General features: G+C 61.8%; 24 protein-coding genes. 13 read left to right on the plus strand and 11 right to left on the minus strand.

Features of this window, described 5'->3' with window-relative positions; genetic code table 11:
* Positions 1-7: 7 nt before the first annotated feature.
* Positions 8-1489, minus strand: coding sequence for a MocR-like pyridoxine biosynthesis transcription factor PdxR (pdxR, locus tag ACW8PS_RS10805; protein WP_491527408.1), 1482 nt, complete (start codon positions 1487-1489; stop codon positions 8-10).
* A 168-nt stretch (positions 1490-1657) separates the two neighbouring features.
* Here pdxR and ACW8PS_RS10810 point away from each other — a divergent pair, with 168 nt between their 5' ends.
* Entirely contained in the window at positions 1658-3043 is a 1386-nt protein-coding gene (locus tag ACW8PS_RS10810; RefSeq protein WP_491527409.1) for an aminotransferase family protein, read from the plus strand.
* Positions 3044-3284: 241 nt separating this feature from the next.
* On the opposite strand, the gene ACW8PS_RS10815 is transcribed toward ACW8PS_RS10810, so the two are convergent.
* Entirely contained in the window at positions 3285-4202 is a 918-nt protein-coding gene (locus ACW8PS_RS10815) for a LysR family transcriptional regulator (RefSeq protein WP_491527410.1), read from the minus strand.
* A gap of 367 nt (positions 4203-4569) precedes the next feature.
* On the opposite strand from ACW8PS_RS10815, the gene guaD reads away from it, so the two are divergent.
* Positions 4570-5919 (plus strand): guanine deaminase, encoded by a 1350-nt coding sequence (gene guaD / locus ACW8PS_RS10820; protein WP_491527411.1) that lies wholly within the window; start codon positions 4570-4572, stop codon positions 5917-5919.
* Between the two features lie 141 nt (positions 5920-6060).
* On the plus strand, positions 6061-7731 hold the full coding sequence (betA, locus tag ACW8PS_RS10825) for a choline dehydrogenase (RefSeq protein ID WP_491527413.1): 1671 nt from the start codon (positions 6061-6063) through the stop codon (positions 7729-7731).
* 262 nt (positions 7732-7993) lie between these two features.
* Here betA and tdh read toward each other — a convergent pair whose 3' ends face one another.
* Complete coding sequence (gene tdh, locus ACW8PS_RS10830) at positions 7994-9031, minus strand: L-threonine 3-dehydrogenase (protein ID WP_491527414.1); 1038 nt, start codon at positions 9029-9031, stop codon at positions 7994-7996.
* Positions 9028-10218, minus strand: coding sequence for a glycine C-acetyltransferase (locus ACW8PS_RS10835; protein WP_491527415.1), 1191 nt, complete (start codon positions 10216-10218; stop codon positions 9028-9030). The genes tdh and ACW8PS_RS10835 overlap by 4 nt, the downstream gene beginning before the upstream one ends.
* Positions 10219-10398: 180 nt before the next feature.
* On the opposite strand from ACW8PS_RS10835, the gene ACW8PS_RS10840 reads away from it, so the two are divergent.
* Positions 10399-11268: a ribokinase gene (locus ACW8PS_RS10840; protein WP_491527416.1), complete on the plus strand. Its 870-nt coding sequence runs from the start codon at positions 10399-10401 to the stop codon at positions 11266-11268.
* Here the strand turns inward: ACW8PS_RS10840 and ACW8PS_RS10845 are convergent, their stop codons facing one another.
* On the minus strand, positions 11269-12171 hold the full coding sequence (locus tag ACW8PS_RS10845) for a LysR substrate-binding domain-containing protein (RefSeq protein ID WP_491527417.1): 903 nt from the start codon (positions 12169-12171) through the stop codon (positions 11269-11271).
* Positions 12172-12331: 160 nt separating this feature from the next.
* On the opposite strand from ACW8PS_RS10845, the gene ugpB reads away from it, so the two are divergent.
* The 7 genes from ugpB to ACW8PS_RS10880 all read left to right on the plus strand — a co-directional run bounded on the left by ugpB (position 12332) and on the right by ACW8PS_RS10880 (position 18735).
* Positions 12332-13636 (plus strand): sn-glycerol-3-phosphate ABC transporter substrate-binding protein UgpB, encoded by a 1305-nt coding sequence (ugpB, locus tag ACW8PS_RS10850; RefSeq protein ID WP_491527418.1) that lies wholly within the window; start codon positions 12332-12334, stop codon positions 13634-13636.
* A gap of 95 nt (positions 13637-13731) precedes the next feature.
* Positions 13732-14613 (plus strand): sn-glycerol-3-phosphate ABC transporter permease UgpA, encoded by an 882-nt coding sequence (gene ugpA, locus ACW8PS_RS10855; protein WP_491527419.1) that lies wholly within the window; start codon positions 13732-13734, stop codon positions 14611-14613.
* Positions 14613-15464, plus strand: a complete 852-nt coding sequence (ugpE, locus tag ACW8PS_RS10860) for a sn-glycerol-3-phosphate ABC transporter permease UgpE (RefSeq protein ID WP_491527420.1) — start codon at positions 14613-14615, stop codon at positions 15462-15464. The genes ugpA and ugpE overlap by 1 nt, the downstream gene beginning before the upstream one ends.
* Before the next feature lie 13 nt (positions 15465-15477).
* Complete coding sequence (locus tag ACW8PS_RS10865; protein WP_491527421.1) at positions 15478-16533, plus strand: sn-glycerol-3-phosphate import ATP-binding protein UgpC; 1056 nt, start codon at positions 15478-15480, stop codon at positions 16531-16533.
* Between the two features lie 6 nt (positions 16534-16539).
* Complete coding sequence (locus ACW8PS_RS10870) at positions 16540-17487, plus strand: glycerophosphodiester phosphodiesterase (RefSeq protein ID WP_491527422.1); 948 nt, start codon at positions 16540-16542, stop codon at positions 17485-17487.
* Positions 17480-18382 (plus strand): HAD-IIA family hydrolase, encoded by a 903-nt coding sequence (locus tag ACW8PS_RS10875; RefSeq protein ID WP_491527423.1) that lies wholly within the window; start codon positions 17480-17482, stop codon positions 18380-18382. The genes ACW8PS_RS10870 and ACW8PS_RS10875 overlap by 8 nt, the downstream gene beginning before the upstream one ends.
* Entirely contained in the window at positions 18361-18735 is a 375-nt protein-coding gene (locus tag ACW8PS_RS10880) for a hypothetical protein (RefSeq protein ID WP_491527424.1), read from the plus strand. The genes ACW8PS_RS10875 and ACW8PS_RS10880 overlap by 22 nt, the downstream gene beginning before the upstream one ends.
* A gap of 20 nt (positions 18736-18755) precedes the next feature.
* On the opposite strand, the gene ACW8PS_RS10885 is transcribed toward ACW8PS_RS10880, so the two are convergent.
* From ACW8PS_RS10885 to ACW8PS_RS10900, 4 genes are read right to left on the minus strand one after another with little or no spacing between them, the layout of a single operon-like run.
* Positions 18756-19001, minus strand: a complete 246-nt coding sequence (locus ACW8PS_RS10885; protein WP_491527425.1) for a MoaD/ThiS family protein — start codon at positions 18999-19001, stop codon at positions 18756-18758.
* Positions 19001-21241, minus strand: coding sequence for a xanthine dehydrogenase family protein molybdopterin-binding subunit (locus tag ACW8PS_RS10890; RefSeq protein ID WP_491527426.1), 2241 nt, complete (start codon positions 21239-21241; stop codon positions 19001-19003). The genes ACW8PS_RS10885 and ACW8PS_RS10890 overlap by 1 nt, the downstream gene beginning before the upstream one ends.
* Positions 21241-21720 (minus strand): (2Fe-2S)-binding protein, encoded by a 480-nt coding sequence (locus ACW8PS_RS10895; RefSeq protein ID WP_491527427.1) that lies wholly within the window; start codon positions 21718-21720, stop codon positions 21241-21243. Before ACW8PS_RS10895 ends, ACW8PS_RS10890 begins: the two co-directional genes overlap by 1 nt.
* A complete protein-coding gene (locus tag ACW8PS_RS10900) occupies positions 21717-22586 on the minus strand; it encodes an FAD binding domain-containing protein (RefSeq protein ID WP_491527428.1) in 870 nt (289 codons plus the stop codon). The genes ACW8PS_RS10895 and ACW8PS_RS10900 overlap by 4 nt, the downstream gene beginning before the upstream one ends.
* Positions 22587-22848: 262 nt before the next feature.
* On the opposite strand from ACW8PS_RS10900, the gene ACW8PS_RS10905 reads away from it, so the two are divergent.
* Positions 22849-23343 (plus strand): DUF2478 domain-containing protein, encoded by a 495-nt coding sequence (locus tag ACW8PS_RS10905; protein ID WP_491527429.1) that lies wholly within the window; start codon positions 22849-22851, stop codon positions 23341-23343.
* A gap of 109 nt (positions 23344-23452) precedes the next feature.
* Here ACW8PS_RS10905 and ACW8PS_RS10910 read toward each other — a convergent pair whose 3' ends face one another.
* Both ACW8PS_RS10910 and ACW8PS_RS10915 read right to left on the minus strand, forming a co-directional pair.
* Positions 23453-24595, minus strand: coding sequence for an ABC transporter substrate-binding protein (locus tag ACW8PS_RS10910; protein WP_491527430.1), 1143 nt, complete (start codon positions 24593-24595; stop codon positions 23453-23455).
* Between the two features lie 24 nt (positions 24596-24619).
* Positions 24620-24856 (minus strand): Lrp/AsnC ligand binding domain-containing protein, encoded by a 237-nt coding sequence (locus ACW8PS_RS10915; RefSeq protein WP_491527431.1) that lies wholly within the window; start codon positions 24854-24856, stop codon positions 24620-24622.
* A 191-nt stretch (positions 24857-25047) separates the two neighbouring features.
* Here ACW8PS_RS10915 and ACW8PS_RS10920 point away from each other — a divergent pair.
* The coding region (locus tag ACW8PS_RS10920) for a DJ-1/PfpI family protein (protein WP_491527432.1) at positions 25048-25883 on the plus strand (836 nt) is incomplete at its 3' end.

Consider the following 25883-nt stretch of genomic DNA (forward strand, 5'->3'; position numbering starts at 1 on the left):
GGGCCAGTTAGGCAGGCTCCATAGGTCCAAATCGTCGGATCTCATCGGCGATCAGGCCGATGCCCTGGGGGATCTTGTCTTCGTGGATGGAACTGTAGGCCAGACGGTAATGGCGTGACGGGCCGTGATCGGCTCCGAAAAACCCGCGCCCCGGTTCGATCACCACACCGCGCGCATCCAGCCCGGCCGCCAGTTCTTCGGTATCGACGCCCTTGGGCGCGATCATCCAGAAGCTGGAACCGCCGCTGCCCGCGTTTTCGGCTATCTGGAGACCCTCGCGGGAGATTGCCTCGGCCATCACGGCACGGCGGCGTTCATAGGCGCGCCGCATTCGGTTGATCTGCGCATCGTAATGGCCGAGCGACAGAAAATAGGCCACGGTGCGCTGGATATGGCCGGGGGGGTGGCGCAGGACCAGGCCGCGCAGGGCGCGGGCCTCCTTGATGAATTCATCGGAGGCCACGATGTAGCCAAGTCGCAGCCCCGGAAACAGCGATTTCGAGAATGATCCGACATGGATGACCAGCCCGCTGCGATCCATGGATTTGAGCGATGGCGACGGGGCCCCCATGAAGGACAGTTCAAACTCGTATTCATCCTCGACAATGACAATGCCACGCTGTTCGGCCAGGCGCAGCAGTTCCTTGCGGCGGCCAAGCGGCATGGTCACGTTGGTCGGGCAGTGATGCGATACGGTGGCAAAGACCACATCGGTATCTTCCGGCAACGCCGCCGGCGGCAGGCCATGGGCATCAACGTCAATGGCCACGGTGCGGCACCGGGTTTGGTTGAGGATCTCGCGCAGGCCCGGATAGGCCGGGTTTTCCATTGCGGCGACACGGCGTTGGGTCAGCAGAATCTGCGCCGTCATCCACAACGCATTCTGCGCGCCAAGCGTAATCAGGATCTGATCCTTGCGCGCGGCAATGCCCCGGCGCGGCAGGATATGGCGCTGGATATATTCCAGCAACCGATCATCATCCTGTTCGTAATAATCTGCTGTCAGCACCGAGAAATCGCGTTGCCCCAAAGCCTGCAAGGCGCATTGGCGCCAGGTTTGATGGGAAAAGAGGCTTGGGTCCGCCTGGCCATAGATGAATGGGTAGGGGTAGTCTTTCCAGTTTTTCGGGCGGATCGGCCAGCCGGGGCTGAAAAAGCGCTGGCCGATGGCGCGCGACCAGTCGATCCCGCTGCGATCGGATTTTGGCGGTGGCTCGAAACTTGACGGAACCGGGGCAGAATTCGAGACGAAATAGCCCGAGCGCCCGCGTGAATTCAGATAATCATCAGACAGTAATTCGGTATAGGCATTGGTCACGGTAATCCGGCTGATGCCCAGATGCAGGGCCAGTTTCCGGCTTGATGGCAGCTTTTCGCCCGACCGGAACCGGCCCGACAGAATACCTTCGGCCACCTGGCGTTGCACCTTTTGTTGCAGGGTGCCTTCGACATCGGGGTCAAGGTAGAAACTGTCCACGGGGATCGGCATGACTGGACTTATCCGGTGCTTTCGGTTGGACTGATGCTCTGCATCGCGCCCGTCACGGAAAATGTCAACGCACTGGCACCATGACTGCGCGGCCTCTGGCCCTATCTGCGGCTGCGTGAAATCGGCACTGTCGCAACCAGAACGCCTGTCCATCCGGGAGAAACAGCCATGAATACATCCGTAAACCCCAATGACCTGACCGCCGTGATCGAAGCCGACCGGGCCCATCTGTGGCACCATCTGATCCATCACAAGCAATTCGAGGCCAATGACCCGCGCATTATCGTCGAGGGCAAGGGCATGCGGGTGTGGGACGCCACCGGCAAGGAGCATCTCGATGCCGTGTCTGGCGGGGTCTGGACCGTCAATGTCGGCTATGGCCGCGAACGCATTGCCAAGGCCGTCTATGACCAGTTGATCAAGCTGAATTATTTCGCCAATTCCGCGGGCTCGATCCCCGGCTCGGTCTTTGCCGGGATGCTGATCGACAAGATGCCGGGCATGAGCCGCGTCTATTATACAAACTCGGGGTCAGAGGCGAATGAGAAGGCCTTCAAGATGGTCCGTCAGATCGCGCATAAGCGCCATGGCGGCAAGAAACACAAGATCCTCTACCGCGACCGCGACTATCACGGATCGACCCTGGCCGCGATGTCGGCCGGCGGTCAGGAAGAACGCAACGCCCAATACGGCCCCTTCGCGCCCGGATTTGTCCAGGTGCCGCATTGCATGGAATACCGCGCCCAGTGGGATCTGTCGGGCGCGGAATATGGCGTGCGCGCGGCCGATGCCATCGAGGAGGTGATCCTGCGCGAAGGGGCCGATACGATCGGCGCGCTCTGCCTGGAGCCGGTCACCGCCGGCGGTGGTGTCATCCCGCCTCCCGAAGGCTATTGGGCCCGGGTGCAGGAGATCTGCACGAAATACGATATCTTGTTGCATATCGACGAAGTGGTTTGCGGCATCGGGCGCACCGGCAGCTGGTTTGGCTATCAGCATTATGGCATCAAGCCCGATTTCGTGACCATGGCCAAGGGTGTTGCCTCGGGCTATGCCGCCATTGCCTGCATGGTGACAACCGAAGATGTGTTCGAGATGTTCAAGGATGATGCCAGTGATCCGATGAATTATTTCCGCGATATCTCGACCTTTGGCGGCTGCACCGCAGGGCCGGCGGCGGCCATCGAGAACATGAAGATCATCGAGGAGGAAAACCTGCTGGAGAACACCAACGCCATGGGGGCGCGGATGATGGACAACCTGGCGGCGCTGTCCGAAAAGCACGCCGTCATTGGCGATGTGCGCGGCAAGGGGTTGTTTATCGGGGCCGAGCTGGTCTCGGACCGGGCCGAGCGCAGGCCGGTGGATGAAAGGAAGGTGCAGGCCGTGGTCGGCGACTGCATGGCGCAAGGGGTGATTATCGGGGCCACCAACCGGTCGGTCCCCGGTTTCAACAACACGCTCTGCTTCAGCCCTGCCCTGATCGCCACCGCCGATGATATCGACGAGATCACGGATGCGGTCGACCGGGCGCTGACAAGGGTCTTTGGCTGATCGGGGTCCGGTGATTTTGCAAGTGACAATGCTGCTTTGATTTTTCGGAGGGGCCCGGAGGGGCATTGTCAGGTCGGGGCGCGGTGGACAGGTTGGCAATGGGGGCCAGCCCCCACACCCCCGGGATATTTGATGCACAAAGAAGGCCGTCAAGGTTAACGGGGGAGGGTCTGTCAACCATGATGCGGCCGGGCGCGGGTGAATGGTCGATGGCGCGGCGCAAGGATCAAAGGGGGCCGGGTCAGGGGGGGGGCCTTTTCGATCGTAGCCAGCCGCAATGATCAATGACGAAATCGACAAAAAGCCGGACCTTCGGGTCCTGCAATTTGCGATGCGGATAGAGACAGCCGAAGGTCGATTCGATTGGCGGTGTCTGTGGCAGAACCTCGACCAGATCGCCGGTATCCAGGTGATGGGCGACGTCAAAGCGCGGCTTGTTCGCGATGCCATGCCCGGCCAGCGCCCAATCGGTCAGGACATCGCCATCATCGGCGTCATATCTGCCCGCCACATCCAGTTTGCGGGGACCGTCCGGGGTATCGAGCACCCAGAAATATTCCGGCGATCTTGGGTAGCGCAGCAGCAGGCAATTCGTGGTGTCCAGCAAGAGGTCATCGGGCGTCGTCGGCGTGCCATGGCGGGCCAGATAGGCCGGGGCCGCGCAAAGCACGCGATCGCAGGTCATGATCTTGCGCAGTTTCATGGTGCTGTCGCCGGGTGAGCCGATGAAAAAGGCCACATCCAGCCCGTCGGCCATGATATCGACCTTGCGGTCGGACAGGCGCATGCGAATTTCAGTTTCGGGATAGGCCGCGACAAAATCGGGCACCAAGGGCGCGATGATCCTGCGCCCGGCCCCAAGCGGCGCGGTGATGCGGATCGTGCCGCGCGGCGCATCGGAAAAATTGGCCACCAGAGCTTCGGCGGTCTCGAGGGTTTCCAGCACCTTCAGAGCCTCGGAATAAAACAGCTTTCCGACATCGGTCGGCGACAGCGATCGTGTGGTGCGGTTGAACAGGCGCACGCCGAGATGGGCCTCAAGCTCTTTGATGCGCTTGCTGGCGAGAGCAGGTGTCAGGCGCAGATCGCGCCCGCCCGAGGTGATGGAGCCAAGATCCACCACGCGGGTAAAGAGCCGCAGGCTTTCGATATAGGGCATCTTCCGGGCCTTTGTTCCATGGCATGGTGGCGGGCGATCATAGTGCAGCGGGATGGAATATTTATCAACGATCTGTTGATAGTCTTTACCGATTGAAGCCATTTTCAGAAGTATGCTGCGCGGCGTATGAAAGGCGCAGCCGACTTTGCCGCCGACACAATCCACTTGCGCATGGTCTTGCAAACCAGAAACCGGCACCATTTTTTGCCGGCCCGAGACGTGCCTGGCCGTCGGGGCAAGATCGGGCCATGGCTCTGGATAGCCGCAAACTCCGTCGGGCGCATATTCCTTCGTTTGCGCCCGATCTCTTCACAGGGCGCTCGCTTTGTTGGGTGCCCTGTGCTTTTCACCAATGGGATGCGTGCAAATGACATCGAACCTGACCCTTCTTCGCGGCCGCACGCTCAGCTTTTCAGCCGAGCCGCAGGGCCCGGATGATACCCAAGCCTATCGCTACGACACCGATGGTGCGATCCTGGTCAGGGATGGCAGGATCCTGGCATCGGGCAGCCATGCCGATGTCAGCGCGCAGGCCATTGGGGCCGAGATCATCGACCACAGGCCGCATCTTCTGATGGCGGGGTTCATCGACCCGCATATCCATTTCCCGCAGGTGCAGGTGATCGCATCCTGGGGGGCGCAACTGCTGGATTGGCTGAACAGCTATACGTTTCCCGAAGAAACCCGGTTCGCCGACCCCGCCCATAGCGCTGCGATGGCGACCCGGTTCCATGACCAGATCATCGCCCATGGCACCACCACGGCGGTGGCCTATTGTTCGGTGCACAGGGCCTCGGCCGAGGCTTTTTTCGAGGAGGCCGCGCGGCGCAACATGTGCATGATCGGCGGCAAGGTGATGATGGATCGCAACGCCCCCGACGGCCTGCGCGACACCGCCCAGAGCAGCTATGATGACAGCAAGGCGCTGATAGCGAAATGGCATGGGGCGGGGCGCGCGCATTATGCGATCACGCCGCGATTTGCCATCACGTCATCGCCTGAACAGCTTGAAATGGCAGGCGCATTGGCAGCCGAGCATCCCGAATGCTACGTGCAGACCCATCTGTCTGAAAATCATGACGAGATTGCCTATACGGCCAGTCTTTTCCCAGCCGCGCGCGATTATCTGGATGTGTATCAATCGCATGGGCTATTGGGCGGCAAGACATTGCTTGGCCATGCCATCCACTTGCAGCCGCGTGAAATTGCGGCGCTGGCGGAAACCGGGGCGCATCCGGTTTTCTGCCCGACCTCGAACCTGTTTCTGGGCAGCGGTCTGTTTGATGATGCCGGGTTGCGCGCGCGCGGAATCAGCAATGCGATTGCCACCGATGTGGGGGCGGGAACCAGCTATTCCATGCTGCAAACCCTGAATGAGGGCTACAAGATCCTGCAGCTTCAGGGCCAGCGCCTGCATCCTCTGCGCGCCTTTCACTGGATCACGCGGGGCAATGCAATGGCCCTGGGCCTGGCCGACAGGATCGGCACCCTTGCCGCCGGAAGCGATGCCGATATCGTGGTTCTCGATGCCAGCGCGACCGCGGCCATGGCGTTGCGGATGGAACGGGCCCGGACCCTGTCAGACGAGCTGTTCATTCTGCAAATGATGGGCGATGACCGGGCCATCGCACAGGTTTATCTGGCAGGCGAGCCGGCAAAATACGCGCCGGGCAGTGCCGGTGCCGTCAGCGACGTATCGGGTGCCGTATCAGGTTAGGCCCGGAACAGGGCCAGAAACTCTGCAAGTTCTGCCGTTTGCGGGCGATAAGGCGTCCGTATTGGGCGCGATGGGCGCGGCCTGTCGGCGCGATAAGACAAGGGAAAGCCATGGAAATTTGAAAAAAGGGGCAGGGCGGCCATGCAGGCGGATTATGTGATCATCGGCTCAGGCTCGGCTGGTGCCACCCTGGCCTACCGGCTGTCGGAAAACGGCAAATATTCGGTCATCGTGCTGGAATATGGCGGCACCGATCTGGGGCCGTTCATCCAGATGCCCTCGGCGCTCAGCTATCCGATGAATATGCGGCAATATGATTGGGGGTTTTCGTCTGATCCCGAACCCAATCTGGGGGGGCGTCGTCTTGCCTGTCCGCGCGGCAAGGTTATCGGCGGGTCATCCTCGATCAATGGCATGGTCTATGTGCGCGGCCATGCCGGTGATTTCGATCATTGGCAGGAAAGCGGTGCTGACGGGTGGGGCTATGGTGATGTGCTGCCCTATTACCAGCGCATGGAAAACTGGCATTCCGGCGGCCATGGCGGCGATCCCGCCTGGCGGGGCCGTAATGGCCCGCTGCATGTGACGCGGGGGCCGCGCAAGAACCCGCTCTTTCACGCCTTTGTCGAGGCCGGGCGGCAGGCCGGGTTCGAGACCACCGACGATTATAACGGCGAAAAGCAGGAAGGTTTCGGCCCGATGGAGGCCACCGTCTGGAAAGGCCGCCGCTGGTCGGCTGCCAATGCCTATCTGCGCCCGGCCCTGAAGCGGCCCAATTGCACGATGATCCGCTGCCTGGCGCGGCGTGTGGTGATCGAGGAGGGCCGCGCCACCGGGGTCGAGATCGACCGGGGCGGCCAGATCGGGGTCGTGCGGGCAAACCGCGAGGTCATTGTCTCGGCCTCCTCGATCAATTCGCCGAAACTGCTGATGCTGTCAGGGATCGGGCCCGCCGCGCATCTGGCGGAACATGGCATTGAAATCATCGCCGACCGGCCCGGTGTCGGGCAGAACCTTCAGGACCATCTGGAGATCTATTTTCAGCAGGCTTGTTTGCAGCCGATCACGCTTTATCGGTATTACAACCTCTGGGGCAAGGCGCTGATCGGGGCGCAGTGGCTGTTTACCAAGCGCGGGCTTGGCGCGTCGAACCAGTTCGAATCGGCGGCCTTCCTGCGCTCGGCCCCCGGCATTCCCTATCCCGATATCCAGTATCATTTCCTGCCGCTGGCCGTGCGCTATGACGGGCAGGTGCCGCCCGATGGCCACGGGTTTCAGGCCCATGTCGGGCCGATGCGATCAAAATCGCGGGGCGCGGTCACGCTGGCCTCCAGCGATCCCGCTGTCGCGCCGCGCATCGCCTTCAATTACATGAGCCACGCCGATGACTGGACCGAGTTTCGCCGCTGCGTGCGGCTGACCCGCGAGATTTTCGGACAGGCCGCATTCGATCCCTATCGCGGGCGTGAGATTCAACCGGGCGCGGCGGTCCAAAGCGATGACCAGATCGACGATTTCATCCGCGAGCACGCCGAAAGCGCCTATCACCCCTGCGGCACCTGCAAGATGGGCGCGGTCGATGATCCGATGGCGGTGGTGGACCCGGAAACCCGCGTCATCGGCGTGGATGGTTTGCGCGTCGCCGACAGCTCGATCTTTCCGCGTATCACCAATGGCAATCTGAACGCGCCCTCGATCATGACCGGCGAAAAGGCGGCAGATCATATTCTGGGACAGGGCATGCTGGCCCCTTCGAACAAGCGCCCCTGGATGCATCCGGATTGGCAGAGCACGGTGAAGGCGGCCGGGTGATCCGGAGGGCGGTCTTGCAATGGTGCGAAACCGGCGGATCAAACCGGGCAAGGAAATGTGCCAGATGGCATCGGGCTGTTGCCCCATATCAGGCCCGATATCAGGCCCGAAAGGCCCCGCATTGCGCCCCGGGCCGGGGTGATCTTGGGGATGCCTGCCATCCTGCCACCCCGATCATGAGGTTGTGCAGATCAGTTGGCACGATACGCGTTTCTCTCCGGGGGACGGTCGAACGCGGCCCTGCGTGACGGCGATGGGTGGTTCAACCCCAATCCATCACCACCTTGCCGGCCTCGCCCGAAATCATCGCCGCAAACCCGGCCTCGAAATCGTCGATCCCGATCCGGTGGGTGATCAGGTCGGTCAGGTCCAGGCCGGACTGGACCAGCGCGATCATCTTGTACCAGGTCTCGAACATCTCGCGCCCATAGATGCCTTTCACATGCAGCATCTTGAAGATGACGCTGTTCCAGTCCACGGCAAATTGGGTGGGCGCGATGCCAAGCAGCGCGATCTTGCCGCCATTGTTCATCCGCGCGATCATCTGGCGCAGCGCATCGGGTGCCCCCGACATCTCCAACCCGACATCAAAGCCCTCACTCATGCCGATATCGGCCATCACATCGCGCAGATTCTGGGATGACACATCGACCACATGCTGCACGCCCATTCGGCGCGCCAGATCCAGCCGGTAGGGCGCGATATCGGTGATCACCACCTTGCGCGCGCCCACCTTTTGCGCCATCAGCGCGCCCATGATGCCGATCGGCCCGGCCCCCGTCACCAGCACATCCTCGCCCACCAGATCAAAGCTGAGGGCGGTGTGGACGGCATTGCCGAGCGGATCGAAAATGGCCGCGATCTCGTCTGAAATATCGTCGGGGATGGGCACGACATTTGCCTCGGGGATGCATAGATATTCCGCGAAAGACCCGGCCCGGTTCACACCCACGCCCTTTGTATTCCGGCACAGATGCCCGCGCCCGGCGCGGCAGTTGCGACAGATTCCGCAGGTGATATGGCCCTCACCTGACACCCGCTGACCGATCTTGTATTTCACCGCCGCCGCACCGCAATCAACGATCTCGCCGCAAAATTCATGGCCCGTGACCATCGGCACCGGCACCGTCCTGGCGCTCCATTCATCCCATTTCCAGATGTGAACATCGGTGCCGCAAATGGCCGATTTCCGGACCTTGATCAGCACATCACCCGGCCCCGGTTCCGGCACCGGCACGCGCTCCATCCACAGGCCCGGCTCTGCCCTGGCCTTGACCAGCGCCTTCATCTCATTGCTCATGTGATCAACCCCATATCCCGGCCCACTGCGATAAATGCGTCAATTGCCGCGTCCAGTTCGGCGCGGCTATGGGCGGCGGACATCTGGGTGCGGATGCGGTCCTGGCCCCTGGGAACCACCGGAAAACTGAAAGGCGCGACATAGACGCCTTTTTCATCCAGCCGCGCGGCCATCTCTTGTGCCAGTTTCGGATCGCGCAGCATGACCGGAATGATCGGGTGTTCGCCCGGCAACAGATCAAACCCCGCCGCCGCCATCCGCTCGCGGAAATGGGCGGCGTTTTCCATTACCTTGTCGCGGGCCTCGGTGCTGGCCTCCAGCATGTCCAGCACCTTGATCGAGGTTGCCGCAATGACCGGGGCCAGCGTGTTGGAGAAAAGATAGGGGCGTGAGCGTTGCCGCAGCCATTCCACCACCTCGCGCCTGGCGCTGGTATAGCCGCCCGAGGCCCCGCCAAGCGCCTTGCCAAGCGTGCCGGTAATGATATCGACCCGGTCCATCACGCCGCAATGTTCCGGCGTGCCACGCCCGGTCTTGCCGATGAAACCGACCGCGTGGCTGTCATCGACCATCACCATCGCATCGTATTTGTCGGCCAGATCGCAGATCGCCTCAAGCCGGGCGATATAGCCATCCATCGAGAACACGCCATCGGTGGCAATCATCCGGAACCGCGCGCCTTGGGCGGCCTGCAATTGCGCCTCCAGATCGGCCATGTCGGAATTGGCGTAGCGGAACCGCTGCGCCTTGCACAGCCGCACGCCGTCAATGATCGAGGCATGGTTCAGCGCATCCGATATGATCGCATCTTCCGGCCCCAGAAGGGTCTCGAACAGGCCGGTATTGGCGTCGAAACACGAGGAATAGAGGATCGTATCCTGCATCCCCAGAAAGCTTGAGATCCGCGCCTCCAGCTCCTTGTGCACCACCTGCGTGCCGCAGATGAACCGCACCGAGGACATGCCATAGCCGTAACGCTCCAGCGCCTTCTGCCCCGCCGCGATCAGATCGGAATTGTTGGAAAGCCCCAGGTAGTTATTGGCACAAAGGTTGATGACCTTGTGCCCATCTGCCAGCGCCACGGTTCCGGCCTGTGGCGTTGCGATGATGCGCTCGGGTTTGAACAGCCCGGCCTGCCGGACATCGTCAATTTCCCGGGCCAGATGGGCAATGAACGCGTCGGACATGGGTGGGTCTCCTCAGGTCAGGGAATCGAGATCATCTGGCCGCCACTCTCTGCCATATTTCGATCCTTGTCAGGCCCGCATCGCGGCTGTGGCCGGTAGTTTTGTCGCGTGACCGATCCCGAATACCGGTTTCCAGTTTTCCGATTGCGCTTTAACCTGCGGGTCGAAACCGGAGGCATCATGACCATCTACAATCTTGGCTCGATCAATATCGACCACAGCTATCATGTGTCGGCGCTGCCGCGCCCCGGTGAAACGGTTGCCGCAACCGCGCTGGTCACCGGGCTTGGCGGCAAGGGGGCCAACCAATCCATCGCCATTGCGCGGGCAGGGGGCAAGGTGGCCCATATCGGGGCGGTCGGGCCGCAGGGCGGCTGGACGGTGAATGCGCTGCAAGCGGCAGGCGTCGATACCGGCGCGGTGCGCGTGGTCGATGCGCCCACGGGCCACGCGATGATCACTGTCGATGAGGCGGCCGAAAACACCATCGTCCTGTTTCCCGGCGCGAACCGGGCCATTGACGAAGATCAGATCGCGGCGGCGTTGCAATCGGCTGGTCCGGGCGATTGGCTGCTGCTGCAAAATGAAACCAATGGCGCCATCGTGGCGGCGCGGGCGGCGTTTGAGAAGGGCCTGCAGGTGGCCTATTGCGCCGCCCCGTTCGATGCCACCGCCGTGGCGGATATTCTGCCCTTTGTCGATCTGCTCTCCGTCAATGAAGGCGAGGCGGCGCAATTGCGTGCCGAACTGCCCGAGGCGGCCCTGGCAAATTGTCATCTGCTGGTCACCTATGGCGCGCGCGGGGCAGCCTATATCGCGCCGGACCGGACAGTGAAAACCGACGCGTTCAAGGTCGATCCGGTCGACACGACCGGTGCCGGCGACACGTTTCTCGGCTATGCGCTGGCCGGTTTGGATGGCGGCCTGGCCATAGAGGTGGCGCTGCGCAGGGCCGCCGCTGCCGCCGCGCTGCAAGTCACCCGGCCGGGTGCTGCCGAGGCGATCCCGCTGGTGCGCGAGGTTGCGGATTTTCTGGCGCGGCAGGGTTGATCAGGCGCTGTCCTCGGCCAGAAACGGGGTCAGGCTTTCGGTAAAGGCGTCGATGAAATCCAGCACGATCGGCGTGCGGGTTCCGGTGGCGGGGCGCAAGATGGTCAAGCGGTGGTGAATCGCCGGCTCAAAGGGCCGGATCACGATACTGCCCGCATATTGCGCCGCATCCAGCGCCGACACGATCGAGGCCCCCATGCCTTCCTGCACCATCATGCAGGCGGCGGTGAACTGGCGCACTTCGACCCAGGAATTGATCTCGGTCCCATGGGCCGAAAAGGCGCGGCTCAGGCGATGAAAAAACCGGCTGTCGCGGCGCGTGTGGATCATTTTTTCATTGGCCAGATCGGCGGGTGTGATCACTGCGCGCTCCGCCAGCGGGTGGCCCATCGGCAGGATGCACACCGATTTGAGCAGAACATCCAGACTGTCGGTTGCGGGGTGACCGGAGAAACCATCGGTGATTCCACAATCATATTGCTCGCCGATGATCCATTCCAGAATGCGTTCGGGGCGATCGGGTTCCAGGGTGACCGTCACACCGGGGCGTTCGGCCAGGAACCGGATCAGAACGCCGGGCAGGTGGCTGGCGGCAAATCCGGGCAGGCAGGCAATGCGGATATGGCCCGCCGTGCGTTCGGTCAGGTCGCGGCGCAGATCCTCAAGATGGTCAAGCCCGTCCAGAATACGCTTGACCTCGACCAGCAGATAGCGCGCCTCGGATGTTGGAATCAACACCCCGTGACGCCGGTCAAAGATCTCGAATCCCACGGATTTTGCAAAATCCGACAAGAGCCTGCTGACGGCGGGCTGCGATACGCCCAGATGTTTCGCGGCCTTGGTGACATTTCCGGCCTCGGCAACTGCCTGAAACGCCTCAAGCTGTCTGAGCTGGAATTTCATCGCAAAGGGGCCTTTCGCCTTGGATGCACGGGATCGCGCATCACCGATGGCATTTATAACACAATGTTATGTTGGTATCGCAAAAATATCACTTGAATTATTCTCCGGAAGGTCGAAAGCTGCGCCCACCAGAAAAACATTTCTGCCAGGGAGACATGAAATGACCTTCACCAAGACGCTTTTGGCGTCCACGGCGCTTATGGGCATGATGGCCGGCGCTGCGGCTGCTCAAACCGAAATCAACTGGTGGCACGCAATGGGCGGGGCCAATGGCGAGCGAATCGACCGCATGGCCGCCGAGTTCAACGCGATGCAGGACGAGTTTGAAATCGTCCCGACCTATAAAGGCAACTATACCGAAACCATGACCGCAGCGATTGCCGCCTTCCGGGCCGGTGAACAGCCGCATCTGGTGCAGGTTTTCGAGGTTGGCACCGCAACGATGATGGCCGCCGAAGGTGCGATCTATCCGATCGAACAACTGATGGCCGATGCCGGTGAGCCCTTCAACGGCGACGATTTCCTGCCCGCCGTGGTGTCCTATTACCAAACGCCCGAGGGCGAGCTTCTGTCGATGCCCTTCAACAGCTCCTCTCCGGTGCTGTGGTATAACGCCGACGCGCTGGCCGCAGCTGGCGCAGAGGTGCCGACAACCTGGGACGAAGTCGAGACCGTTGCACAGGCGCTGATCGATAGCGGCATGTCCTGCGGCATGTCCTTCGGCTGGCAATCCTGGGTGATGGTCGAGAATTTCTCGGCCTGGCACAACTTGCCGATTGGCACGCGTGAAAACGGTTTCACGGGTTTTGACACGGAACTGACCTTCAACACCCCGGAACTTGCCGCGCGTCTGGATGCGATCGCGGCGATGTCCGACAATGGGCGCTTTGTCTATGGCGGGCGTCGGGGCGATTCGCTGCCGCTCTTTACCAATGGCGAATGCGGCATGTGGCTGAACAGCTCCGCCTATTACGGCTCGATGGTCGATCAGGCCGAGTTCGAGTTCGGCCAGGCGATGCTGCCGCTCGATACTTCGATTGCCGATGCGCCGCAGAACTCGATCATCGGGGGCGCGACATTGTGGGCGCTTCGGGGCTTCGAGGATGAGGAATATCGCGGTCTGGCTCAATTCATGACCTATCTGTCCTCGCCTGTGGTGCAGGCCTGGTGGAGCCAGGAAACCGGCTATGTGCCGATCACTACGGCCGCCTACGAGCTTGGCCAGGAGCAAGGGTTCTATGAAGCCAACCCCGGCACCGATACGGCGATCCTGCAATTGAGCCTGAACACGCCGACGCCCAATTCGCGCGGGCTGCGGTTCGGCAACTTCGTGCAGATCCGTGACGTGATCAACGAAGAGCTTGAAGCGCTGTGGGCAGGCGATATCGGGGCGCAGGAAGCTCTGGACAACGCGGTCGAGCGTGGCAATGAACTGTTGCGCCGGTTCGAGCGGTCCGTGAACTGATCGTCCTGTCATAAGGCATGACATTGACCCGGCCGCCAGTTCCGGCGGCCGGGTCATCCCTATCTTTCCCCTTGCCCGCCACCCCCTGAGGTCAGATGCTCAAGCGCGTCCATTTCCCGACTTCGGTGCTGCCTTACTTTCTGTTGGCACCGCAGATCATCATCACGCTGGTCTTTTTCATCTGGCCCGCCACTCAGGCGGTCTATCAATCCTTTCTGATCCAGGATGCCTTTGGCCTGTCGACCGAATTTGTCTGGCTGGAAAACTACATCTATCTGCTGGGCGACGAACAATACCGGAATGCGTTTGGCCGCACGATCTATTTCTCGGTTGTGGTGGCGTTCCTGTCGATGTCCATGGCTCTGGTGCTGGCGGGGTATGCCGACCGCGTTCTTCGCGGGGCGACGGCCTATCGCACGCTGCTGATATGGCCCTATGCCGTGGCACCCGTGCTGGCCGGTGCGCTTTGGGTTTTCATGTTCAACCCCACCATTGGCATCTTTCCCTATCTGCTGGATTTCGTGGGCTATAACTGGAACCATTATCTGAACGGCGGCGAGGCGATGTTTCTGGTCATAATGGCCGCGGCGTGGAAACAGATCGCCTATAACTTCCTGTTTTACCTGGCCGCGATGCAATCCATTCCACGCCCGATCATCGAAGCTGCCGCCATTGACGGTGCGGGCCCGATCCGGCGGTTTGTCACGATCGTCTTTCCGCTGATATCGCCGACCACGTTCTTTCTGCTTGTGGTCAATGCCGTCTATGCCTTCTTCGACACGTTCGGTATCATCCACGCGGTAACCAGCGGCGGGCCGGCGGGGTCTACCACAACGCTGGTCTACAAGGTGTATAGTGACGGGTTCATCGGGCTCGATCTGGGTGGCTCTGCCGCGCAATCAGTCATTCTGATGTTCCTGGTCGTGGGCATGACGGTTGTGCAGTTCCGCTATATCGAGAAGAAGGTAGAATACTGATGGTTGAAAATCGCCGCCTTCTGACAATCTGCACCCATATCATCCTGCTCTTTGGCGTGGCCATAGTGGCCTTCCCGGTCTGGATCACCTTTGTCGGTGCCTCCCACGAGGCCGGGCGGATGCTGCAAACCCCCATCCCGATGTGGCCCGGTGACCAGTTCTGGATCAATTTCGAGCAGACAATGTGGGGGTCCGGCCTGGACGGCACGCAAACTGCCCCGGTCTATATGATGCTGTTCAATTCGCTGGTCATGGCATTGGTGATCGCGGGCGGCAAAATCGCCATCTCGATCTTGTCCGCTTTTGCCATCGTCTATTTCAAATTCCCCTTCCGCATGGCGTTTTTCTGGATGATCTTCATCACGCTGATGCTGCCGGTCGAGGTGCGTATTCTGCCCACCTTCGAGGTGGTCGCCCAATTGGGCATGCTCAACAGCTATTGGGGTCTGACAGTGCCTTTGATCGCATCGGCGACCGCCACGTTCATGTTTCGGCAGGTGTTCCTGACGATCCCCGATGAAATGCTGGAAAGCGCCCGCATCGACGGGGCCGGGCCGATGCGGTTTTTCTGGGATATCCTGATCCCGCTGTCACGCACCAATATCGCGGCCCTGTTCGTGATTCTCTTCATCTTTGGCTGGAACCAGTATCTGTGGCCGCTTCTGATCACGACAGATACCGATATGATGACGATTGTAGTCTCCATCAAGCAGATGCTTGAGGCGGCCGAACAATCCCCGCAATGGAACATCATCATGATGACGGCGCTCTTGGCGATGATACCGCCGATCTTTGTGGTGATTGCAATGCAAAAGCTCTTTGTCAAAGGGCTGACCGAGACCGACAAATAGGACGAAAAGCTCCATGGCGAATATCACACTGAATGCGCTGACCAAAAATTACGGCTCGGACGTAGTGCTGCACCATATCGAGGCCGAGATCACGGATGGCGAATTCGTCGTCATCGTGGGACCGTCAGGCTGTGGCAAATCCACCCTTCTGCGCATGGTTGCGGGGCTGGAAAGCGTGACATCGGGCGATGTCCTGATCGGCGGGAAACGCGTCAATGATCTGGAACCGGCGGATCGCGACATCGCCATGGTGTTCCAGAATTACGCGCTTTATCCGCATATGTCGGTGCGCCAGAACATGGCCTATGGGCTGAAGATCCGGAAGCTTCCCAAATCCGAGATCGACCGGCGGGTCGAAGAAGCGGCCGATATCCTCGAGATCGGGGCCTATCTGGACCGCAGACCACGCCAATTGTCGGGCGGTCAGCGCCAGCGTGTTGCCATGGGGCGCGCCATCGTGCGCGATCCGCAGGTGTTTTTGTTCGACGAGCCGCTGTCAAATCTTGACGCCAAGCTGCGGGTGCAGATGCGGCTGGAAATCAGGAAGCTGCAAAAACGTCTTGGTGTGACCTCGATCTTTGTCACCCATGATCAGGTCGAGGCGATGACCCTCGGCGACCGGCTGATGGTTCTGAACGGCGGCTATGTCGAACAGTTCGGAACACCGATCGAGCTTTATGAACGGCCCGCCTCGATCTTTGTCGCCGGTTTTATCGGCAGCCCGGCAATGAATTTCCTGCCCGCCACGGCGGATGGGCGAACGGTGACGCTGGCGTCTGGCGCGCAGATGGATACGGTCGTGCCCGCCAGCGGCGCGGTCACACTGGGCATCCGGCCCGAACATCTGATGCTCGATGACGAGGGGCCGCTATCGATGACGGTCGATATGCTGGAACATCTTGGCGGCGTGACGCTGTTGCACGGGCCAATGGCGGGTGCCGATCAGCAGATGGTCGTCAGTCTTGAAGGGATCAGCCTGATTGAAATCGGTGACACCGTGCGCTTTTCCGCCCCCGTCGGTGCGGCGCATCTGTTTGATGTCACGACCGGAAAGCGGATCGTAGGGTAGGGGCCGGTGTCAGACCCACTGACCGCTTTGCGAAAGGCACCGGGGATCGTGCGTGTTCATGGCCATCGTGGCGCACGCGGAGTGCTGCCGGAAAACACGCTGATCGGATTTCAGAATACATTCGATATCGGGATAGATGTGGTCGAGCTGGATGTGCTGACCACGGCAGATGATGTGCCGGTGATAACGCATAATCCACGTCTCATGGCCGCATCAACCCGGGACGCGTCAGGCCGCTGGCTGGAGGGGCAGGGCCCCGTAATCCACAATCTGACGCTGGCAGAGCTCAAGGCCCATGATGTGGGCGGCTTGCGCGCCGGCACCGATTACGCCGCCCGATATCCCGATCAGGCCTTTCTCGATGATCAAAGCATCCCGACCCTTGCAGAGCTGGCCGAGCTGGTCAGCCGCCCGCCCTATGACGGTGTCTGGCTGAACATCGAGATCAAAAGCAAACCCTCGCGGCCTGAATTCACGCCACCCTTGCCCGATTATGTGGCCGGCATTCTGGCGGTGCTGAATCGGTTCCGGCTGGCCACCCGCGTGATTTTACAATCCTTCGACTGGCGAATTTTGCAGGAGCTGGCAAAGCAGGCTCCCGATCTGCCGCGCTCGCATCTGAGCTATCTGATCCGGCCCGACCCGCCGATGGATCCCAATATCATTGATGGATCTGACTGGATGGCCGGGGCGGAACTTGGCGATGCGGGCGGTTCGCTGCCGGACCTGATTGCTGATATGGGCGGCGCGGTCTGGAGCCCCTATCACACCGATATCCGCGCCGATGAGGTCGCCCGTGCGCATGCGCGCGGGTTGATCGTCAATGCCTGGACGGTGAACAGCCCGGGTGAAATTCAGGCCGCGATTGATGTGGGCGTCGACGGGTTGATCACTGATTACCCGGCCCGCGCCCAACGTATTCTGCTGGCTCAGGGGCTGACCTGGCGTGGCTGAAATCGATGCCGGATGGGCCTTTGACCGGTATCAGGAGATCCGGCCCGATGCCCCCCGTGCCGTGTTTGGGTCGGCACCGAAACATGCCGCAAATCTCGAGGATCTGGCAGGGATGTTCGACGCCTTCATTCTGGATGCGTTCGGCGTTCTGAACCGGGGCGAAAGCGCCATTGCCGGCGCGGTTGCCCGCATGGCGGGATTGCGCGCGAAGGGGAAGCGGCTGATCGTGTTGACCAATGCGGCAAGCGACACAAGGGCGCAAAGCGTGGCGAAATACGCCCGCATGGGTTTCGATTTCAGCGAAGATGAGGTGATCTCCAGCCGCGATATTGCCTTTACGGGGCTGCCGCAGCTGCCGGACGGCCAGAAATGGGCCGCGATTTCCGCCAAAGGGGACAGGTTCCCCGACGCGCCCGCACCGGTCGTGTCCTTGTTGGACGCGCCGGATAATCATGCGCGGGCGGGCGGGTTCCTGTTTCTGTCAAGCGCCCGGTGGGGGCGGCCCGAAAATGCCCGCCTGATTGCCGCCCTCAAGGACCATCCCCGCCCCCTGATCGTGGCCAACCCCGATCTGGTGGCCCCGCGTGACAGCGGGCTGACGCTGGAGCCCGGTGCCTATGCGCAGGAGATTTCGCGGGCCACCGGTGTCGTCCCAATGTTCTTCGGCAAGCCGCATGGCAATGCGTTCGATGCCGCCCTTGCACGGCTTGCCGGAATAGACCGCGCCCGCATCGCGATGGTCGGCGATACGCTGCATACCGATATTCTGGGCGGTGCCGCGGCGGGGCTGTCGACGGTTCTGATCACCGATCACGGGCTGTTCAAGGGGTGCGATGTGCAGCCCTATATCGCCCGCTCGGGCATCATTCCGGATTGGATCATCCCGACGACCTGACCGGGGCAGGGTCGCCGATATTGACCGGCGCGGCATCTGCCGGTATCGAAGAGGTATCAGAACGCCGGGTCAACGGCGCTGATAACCTGAAAGTTCTGAAATACATGACGCTGATGACGTTTGCTCGTTATGAGCAGGTTTTGAAGTGGATCGCAGTTGCGCTCGGGCTTGGCAGCACGATCAGCATCGTCCAGGGCTGGCAATTTGCGGCCATGGTGCTGAGCCTGCCATTTTGCCTGATCTGGATCTATTGCGGCTGGCTCAGAACCGAGCCGCAGTTGAAATATATCAACATCATATTCGCAACGCTCTATGTCTATGGCATCGCGCGCTATTTGATCGTCAATGGCTGACCGCCGCCGCCCGCCGCATTTCAGCCCGCATAGAGCCGTTGCAGCAGGAAAACCTCGGCATCGGGGGCCACTTTCACATGCCGGTTGCTGGCGATGATCTGGCCGTCGACCGAGACCGAAACACCGCGTTCGATGGCCGGGGCCAGGGCCGGATAGGCCGCCACCAGCGCATCCAGCAACTGGCCCACGGTGTCGCCCTCGACCTCGACCACCTCGTGACCGTCGGCCAGCGCCCGCAGCCCCGACCAGAGATTGACCGCCACCATCAGCCCCGGCCCTTGATCGCGGCCAGAACGCGCGGTGGTGTCAGCGGCAGTTCTGTCATCCGAATACCGATCGCGTCGCGCACCGCATTGGCCACCGCGGGCAATGGCGGCGTGATGCCGGTTTCGCCGACGCCGCGCACGCCGTAAGGGTGGCCGGGGTTTGGCACCTCGACAATAATCGTGTCGATCATCGGCAGGTCGGAGGCCACCGGCACGCGGTAATCCAGGAAGATCGGATTTTGCAGTCGGCCATCCTCGCCATAGACATATTCCTCGTTCAACGCCCATCCGATGCCCTGCACCGCGCCGCCCTGAAACTGACCCTCGACATAGGCCGGATGGATCGCCTTGCCGGCATCCTGCACCACCAGATAGCGCAGGATCGTGCTGCGCCCGGTTTCGGGGTCAACCTCCAGATCGACGATATGGGTGCCAAAGCTGCCGCCGAACCCGTCCGGGCTGCTTTCGTGATGGCCCGATATCGGCCCGCCGGTCGATCCCATTTCGGCGGCAATCTCGGCGATGCTGAGCGGCTCGAACTCGCCGGCATTGGGGCCCGAAGGTTTGGCATAGCCATCCTCCCAGGTCACGGCCTCGGCATCGATGCCCCATTTATCCGCTGCCCGTTTGCAGAGCTTTCCGATCGCCTCATTGGCGGCTGCGATCGTGGCCAGGCCGCTGGCAAAGGTGGCGCGGCTGCCATGGGTGGGCTCATTGATGCCAAGCGTGCCGGTATCGGCGATATTCACGCGGACATTTTCATAGGGCACGCCAAAGGCCTCGGCCGCCATCAGCGCCATCGAAGCCCGGCTGCCGCCAATATCGGGGGTGCCGACCGAGACCTGCACGGTGCCATCTTCGCCCACCGCGACCGAGGCCGAGGTTTCCCCGCCCCAATTCATCCAATAGCCCGAGGCGACGCCGCGCCCCTGATTGGGGCCAAGCGGTGCACAATACTGCGGATGTGCCTTGGCGGCCTGCAGGGTTTCGATCAGGCCCACGGGCGGAAATTTCGGTCCGAAAGTGGCGCGGGTGCCCTCCTTGACCGCGTTTTTCAGGCGGGTGTCGATCGGGTCGAGATTCAATTGCCGGCACAGTTCATCCAGCGTCGATTCCACCGCAAAGGCCCCCATCGGTGCCCCCGGCGCGCGGTAAGCGGCCTGTTTCGGGCGGTTGGCCATCACGTCATATCCAACGTGATGCACGTGTTCGATATCGTAATTGGCAAAGGCCAGCATGGTGGTGACATCAACCGGTGCACCCGGAAAGGCCCCGCCCTGCATGCGGAAAACGCCAGAGGCGGCGGTGATCTTGCCGTCCCTGGTCATGCCCATCTTGATATCCATTGAGGCCGACGCGGTCGGTCCGGTGGCGCGCAGCACCTCGGACCGGCTCATCACGATCTTGACGGGACGGTTTGCCTTGCGGCTCAGCGCCAGCGCCACCGGGTCGATGAAAACCGTGGTCTTGCCGCCAAACCCGCCACCAATCTCGGATGGTGTGACGCGCAGTTGCGTCGCCTCAAGGCCCAGAACGGCGCTGCACATCTGGCGCACGAACCAATGGCCCTGGGTGCAGCACCAAAGCTCTCCCTTGCCGTCGGCCCCCAGTTGGGCGACGCAGGCATGTGGCTCGATATAGCCCTGATGCGTGGCCTCGGTCTTGTAGCTTTGCTCGATCACCAGATCGGCGGCGGCAAAGCCTGCTTCCAGGTCGCCGCGCCCCGATTCCATATAGCGCACGACATTGGGGTGCATGCCTTCGGGCACCGAATAATCGGCGGCCCCTTCGCGGATCACCGGGGCACCCTCAGCCATCGCCTTGTCGACATCGGTGACATGGGGCAGCACCTCATAGGTGACCTCGATCAGCTTCAGCGCATCGCGGGCGATCAATTGGCTGGTCGCGGCGATGGCGGCCACGGCATGGCCATCATAGAGCGCCTTTTCCCCCGCCATGACGTTTTCCTGGATGTTCCAGTCTTCGCCGGTCAGCCCGGTCGGAAAATCGGCCCGCGTCACCACCGCCTTGACGCCCTTCAGCGCCAGCGCCCGGGCAGCGTCGATCTTGAGAATCCTGGCATGGGCATGGGGGCTGCGCAGGATCGCGCCATGCAACATGCCGGGCATCGAGAAATCGGCCCCGAACCGCGCCTTGCCGGTGACCTTGTCCAGCCCGTCGGGGCGGTCCGGCCGGGTGCCGATATATTTGAATTTCCGGGCGTTGCTATCCAGAGCCATTACGAGGCCTCCCGCATTTCCTGCGCCGCATCCATCACGGCGCGAATGATTTTATCATATCCGGTGCAGCGGCACAGATTGCCCGCCAGCCAGTAGCGCGTTTCGGTCTCGGTCGGGTCGGGGTTCTTTTCCAACAGGGCCTTGGCCGCGATCAGAATTCCCGGCGTGCAGATGCCGCATTGCAGCGCCGCATGTTCGATGAATTTGCGTTGCAGCGGGTGCAGCGTGGCACCCGTGGCCATGCCTTCGATGGTAGCGATATCCTTGCCCTCGGCCTCGGCCCCCAGAACCAGACAGGAACACACAAGCCGCCCGTCCATCGTGACGCTGCAGGCCCCGCAATCGCCGGTTCCGCAGCCTTCCTTGGACCCGGTCAACCCGACCCGGTCGCGCAGGCAATCCAGCAGGGTTTCGCGCGGATCGCAGAGATATTCGACCGCGTCGCCATTGATGGTGGTGGTTACGTGGATCTTGCTCATTCGGCCTCTCCCCTGGCGCGGGCATATGCGATTTTTGCGGCCCGTCCGGCCAGCACGCCGGCCACATCGGTGCGAAACTCGATGGTGCCGCGTTTGTCGTCGATGGGCGCGCAGGCGGCGCGCGCGGCCTGGGCCAGCGCCGCCAGGGCCGTGTCATCCAGCGCGGTGCCGATGATGGCCGCGGCGGCTTCCTCGACCAGCCGGATGGTGGGGGCGATGGCACCCAGAACCACGCGCGCCGATGTGATGGTGTCGCCCGCCACCACCAGGTTCACGGCACAGCCGACCACGGCAATATCCATTTCGGTGCGCGGAATGAACCGCAGATAGGCATCGCCGCCATTTTGCCCGCGGGCCGGGATGTTCACCGCCGATATCATCTCGCCCTTGGTCAGCGCGGTCTTGCCGGGGCCGGTGGGGATGTCCTCGACCGCCACATCGCGCGATGATCCGTCCGGCCCGGTTACGGTGACGGTGCAGCCAGCGGCCACCATCGCAGGCACACCATCGGCGGCGGGCGAGCCATTGCACAGGTTGCCAACAAGCGTCGCGCGGCCCTGCACCTGGGTCGAGCCGATCAGGTCCATGCCTTCGACAATGCCCGGCCAGTCGCGGCCAAGGCCCTCGTGCTCGCGCATCTCGGCCCCGGTCACGGCCACGCCGATCCGCCAGCCGCCATCCTTGGTCCGGGTGATGTCCTTCACGCCGGGGATGTGTTTGACATCGATCAGGTCATCGGGCGTCACAAGGTCCGAGCGCAACTGCACCAGAACATCGGTGCCGCCTGCCAGAAACCGGGTTGTTCCGGTGGCACGCGCGGCAATGGTGGTGGCGTCCTCAAAACTGGATGGTGTGTGGTATCGCATCGTTTCACCCCGAATTATTTGCGGCCAGCGCGTTTCAGCCACACCCTAGCGCGGGATATGGAATTGTCGATCCGTCAGCCGTGAATTTTCGCCGCCTGTTTGTGTCATTCTGTGTCATTCAGGTGACCGGGCCGGTCTGAATCGGACAATCGGGCCACGGGTGCCAACTCGCAGCGGCAAAGGTGAGGCGAGGGACCCGTGACAATCGCCGGACGGCCCCTTAGAACCGGTGCGACGCAGGGACCGCAAAGAGGGCTGACCCATGAAAATCGGATATGTCATGTCACCGGGCAAGGGCGATCTGGACATGATCCTGCATGGCTTTGTCCATGCGTTGATGGAGGCGGGCACAAATGTGGCGGGGATTGTTCAGACCAATACCGATTGCGGCCCAGACAAGCCCTGTGACATGGATGTCGAAGTGTTGCCCGCCGGGCCGGTTCTGCGCATTTCCCAGGATCTGGGGCCGGGGTCACGCGGGTGTCGCCTGGATGCGGCGGTGCTGGAGCAGGCGGCGGGGCTGGTCGATGCCAGCCTGCGGGGTGGTGCCGATCTGCTGGTGATCAACAAATTCGGCAAGCAGGAGGCCGATGGCCGCGGCTTCCGCCCGCTGATCGGAGCCGCGCTGAGCGAAGGTATTCCGGTGATTGTCGGGGTGAACGCGCTGAACCTGCCGATATTCGAAGAATTCACCCAAGGTATGGCCACCCCCGTCGCGCCGGACCGGGCCGCGCTGATGGCGTGGTTTCAGGCATAGGGCAACGCGGGGCGCGTCGGCCCGGCAGGGCCGTTTTTCGGAATTTGGCCCGGCAGGGGCGTTTTTCGGAATTTGAGGCCGGACCTGCAAAGGCCCGGCCCCGGTTGCCCTACATCTGGCACTGATCGGAATAGGCATCACCGCGATCTTCCAGCGCGATGCCGATGATTTCATTGGTCAGAACATCGCCCATCATCACCACTTCGCGGACATAGATATCCTGAATCGGGTGGTTGTTCGGGCCGAATTCGAAATCACCGCGCACGGAATCGAAATTCGCCGCCTGCAGCGCCGTGCGGAAGGCGTCGGCATCGTCGGGATGGGCCACCTCCAGCGCTGATATGATCAGATTTGCGGTGTCGAAACCCTGGCTGGCATAGAGCGAGGGCAGGCGGTCATATTCGGCCTGAAACGTCTCGACAAAGGCGATATTGGTCGGGTTGTCGATATCGCGGTTCCATTGCGAGGTGTTGCGCACCCCAAGTGCTGCTTCGCCCACGGCCTGCAGGATGCCCTGATCAAAGCTGAAGGCCGGGCCGATCAGCGGAATATCCACGCCCGCCTCGGCATATTGGCGCATGAAGGCGATGCCCATGCCGCCGGGCAGGAAGAAGAACACGCTATCGGCACCCGAATTGCGGATCTGGCTGATCTCGGCGGCATAATCGCTTTGGCCAAGCTGCGTGTAGACCTCATTGGTCACGCCGCCCTCAAAGAACCGCTGATAGCCCGCCAGCGCATCGCGCCCGGCCGGGTAATTCGGGGCCAGAATGAAGGAGTTCTCATAGCCGGCCGTATTGGCATAGGCCCCTGCCGCTTCATGCAGGTTGTCATTCTGCCAGGCGACGTTGAAATAATTCTCGTTGCATCCCGCACCGGCCAGTTGTGACGGCCCGGCATTGGGTGAGAGGTAGAACAGCCCCTGCGCGGTGGCGGACGGCACCACGGCCATGGCCAGATTCGACCAGATGATGCCGGTCAGAATGTCGACATCATCGGCCTGGATCATCCGGTCGGCCAGTTGCACGGCGCGATCCGGCGCGCGTTCGTCATCCTCGATGATGACCTCGATATCGTCGCGCCCCGATTGCGCCAGCGCCAGCATGAAACCATCGCGCATGTCGATGCCAAGCCCGGCCCCGCCGCCCGATAGCGTGGTAATCATGCCGATGGTGACGCCGTCGGTATCGGCCAGCGCCATCGGTGCCACAGAGGCCATCAGCCCTGCCAATGCAAGTGATCTCAATTTCATATTTCTCTCCCCGTTTCTGTTTGTTCAGAAGGCCTTGAAAGTCAGCGTGGTCAGGGTCCGTTCAATCCCGTCCACATCGCAAAGCCGGTCATTTATGTAGCGCCCGATATCCTCTTCTGCCGGGATGATCAGCTTGACCAGCAAGTCATATTCGCCGCTGGTGGAAAACAGTTCGGCATGGATTTCCTTCAGAACGATCTTGAAGGCCACGTCATAGGTCGTGCCCGGTTTGCAGCGGATCTGCACAAAAACGGTTTGCATGTCGAACCTCCCTGGTTGCGGGCCAACAGAAACCGGATCGGGCCGGGGATCAAGTCGCAACTGTCAGATCACAGGGCCAACCGGGGCCGCCGGGCGGGGTGCGGGGATGCATTTTGCAAGATGTCGGTGCGCGCAGCGGGAATGACGCGCCCGGCTTGGCGATATTTCCCGTCACCGATAGGGTGGACCCCATGACCGCGCCCGCCCATTTCACATTTCTGCTGCTGCCCGGGTTCAATCTGGCAGCGCTTGGTGCGGCCTGCGCGGTGCTGACGGAAGAGGCCGCGCATATCACCTTTGCCACCGCCACGCTGGATGGGCGAATTGTCACCGCCAGTTGCGATGTGCGGGTGCGCCCCGATTTGCGGAGCGATGAGATCGAGGCCGACACGGTTCTGGTCGTCCTGTCGGGCCGCGACCTGCCCGATGACATGCGCGAGGCGGCGCTGGCCGTTCTGCGCCGGGCCAGACGCAAGAATATACCGCTTTGGGCGATTGGCGCAGCTGTGGTTTTACTGGCCGCGGCGGGCCTGCCCGAGGGCGCGCGGGTGGTTGCCCATCCCGATCTGGCGGGCCGTATCCGGGCACGGGCGCGCCGGGTCGAGGTGGCATATGGGCCGTTTTTATGGGGTGAAACGCTGGCCACCGCGCGGGCGGCAGGGGCCGCAGCCTTGTTCCGCCACGCGCTGGCCGAGGCCAGGATCTCGGCCGCGCAAAGCGAGGGGGCCAAACGCTCCGAGGCGGCAAGATCGCAGTTGGAGCCGGTCACCGATCGCTATGACACCACCCAGAAAACCGTGCTGGCGGGGCTTGTGATCATGCGCGAAAACCTGTTTCACCCGGTCTCGATCGGGGCGCTGGCGGTTCAGCTCGGCGTCTCGCACCGACAGCTCGAGCGGCTCTATGAAAAGGAACTTGGTGACAGCCCGGCTCCGATCTATCGCGAAATGCGGATGGAGGCGGCCCGCATCGAGGTGCGCGACGGGCGCCGCCCGATGAAGGCCATCGCGGAAGATTTCGGCATGTC

The organism is Alterinioella sp. (genome assembly GCF_058343375.1).

Excerpts from the sequence above, each read along its gene's own strand:
- pdxR (WP_491527408.1), bottom strand. The coding sequence starts at position 1,489 with ATGCCGATCCCCGTGGACAGTTTCTACCTTGACCCCGATGTCGAAGGC.
- ACW8PS_RS10810 (WP_491527409.1), top strand. The coding sequence starts at position 1,658 with ATGAATACATCCGTAAACCCCAATGACCTGACCGCCGTGATCGAAGCC.
- ACW8PS_RS10815 (WP_491527410.1), bottom strand. The coding sequence starts at position 4,202 with ATGCCCTATATCGAAAGCCTGCGGCTCTTTACCCGCGTGGTGGATCTT.
- guaD (WP_491527411.1), top strand. The coding sequence starts at position 4,570 with ATGACATCGAACCTGACCCTTCTTCGCGGCCGCACGCTCAGCTTTTCA.
- betA (WP_491527413.1), top strand. The coding sequence starts at position 6,061 with ATGCAGGCGGATTATGTGATCATCGGCTCAGGCTCGGCTGGTGCCACC.
- tdh (WP_491527414.1), bottom strand. The coding sequence starts at position 9,031 with ATGAGCAATGAGATGAAGGCGCTGGTCAAGGCCAGGGCAGAGCCGGGC.
- ACW8PS_RS10835 (WP_491527415.1), bottom strand. The coding sequence starts at position 10,218 with ATGTCCGACGCGTTCATTGCCCATCTGGCCCGGGAAATTGACGATGTC.
- ACW8PS_RS10840 (WP_491527416.1), top strand. The coding sequence starts at position 10,399 with ATGACCATCTACAATCTTGGCTCGATCAATATCGACCACAGCTATCAT.
- ACW8PS_RS10845 (WP_491527417.1), bottom strand. The coding sequence starts at position 12,171 with ATGAAATTCCAGCTCAGACAGCTTGAGGCGTTTCAGGCAGTTGCCGAG.
- ugpB (WP_491527418.1), top strand. The coding sequence starts at position 12,332 with ATGACCTTCACCAAGACGCTTTTGGCGTCCACGGCGCTTATGGGCATG.
- ugpA (WP_491527419.1), top strand. The coding sequence starts at position 13,732 with ATGCTCAAGCGCGTCCATTTCCCGACTTCGGTGCTGCCTTACTTTCTG.
- ugpE (WP_491527420.1), top strand. The coding sequence starts at position 14,613 with ATGGTTGAAAATCGCCGCCTTCTGACAATCTGCACCCATATCATCCTG.
- ACW8PS_RS10865 (WP_491527421.1), top strand. The coding sequence starts at position 15,478 with ATGGCGAATATCACACTGAATGCGCTGACCAAAAATTACGGCTCGGAC.
- ACW8PS_RS10885 (WP_491527425.1), bottom strand. The coding sequence starts at position 19,001 with ATGGTGGCGGTCAATCTCTGGTCGGGGCTGCGGGCGCTGGCCGACGGT.
- ACW8PS_RS10890 (WP_491527426.1), bottom strand. The coding sequence starts at position 21,241 with ATGGCTCTGGATAGCAACGCCCGGAAATTCAAATATATCGGCACCCGG.
- ACW8PS_RS10895 (WP_491527427.1), bottom strand. The coding sequence starts at position 21,720 with ATGAGCAAGATCCACGTAACCACCACCATCAATGGCGACGCGGTCGAA.
- ACW8PS_RS10900 (WP_491527428.1), bottom strand. The coding sequence starts at position 22,586 with ATGCGATACCACACACCATCCAGTTTTGAGGACGCCACCACCATTGCC.
- ACW8PS_RS10905 (WP_491527429.1), top strand. The coding sequence starts at position 22,849 with ATGAAAATCGGATATGTCATGTCACCGGGCAAGGGCGATCTGGACATG.
- ACW8PS_RS10910 (WP_491527430.1), bottom strand. The coding sequence starts at position 24,595 with ATGAAATTGAGATCACTTGCATTGGCAGGGCTGATGGCCTCTGTGGCA.
- ACW8PS_RS10915 (WP_491527431.1), bottom strand. The coding sequence starts at position 24,856 with ATGCAAACCGTTTTTGTGCAGATCCGCTGCAAACCGGGCACGACCTAT.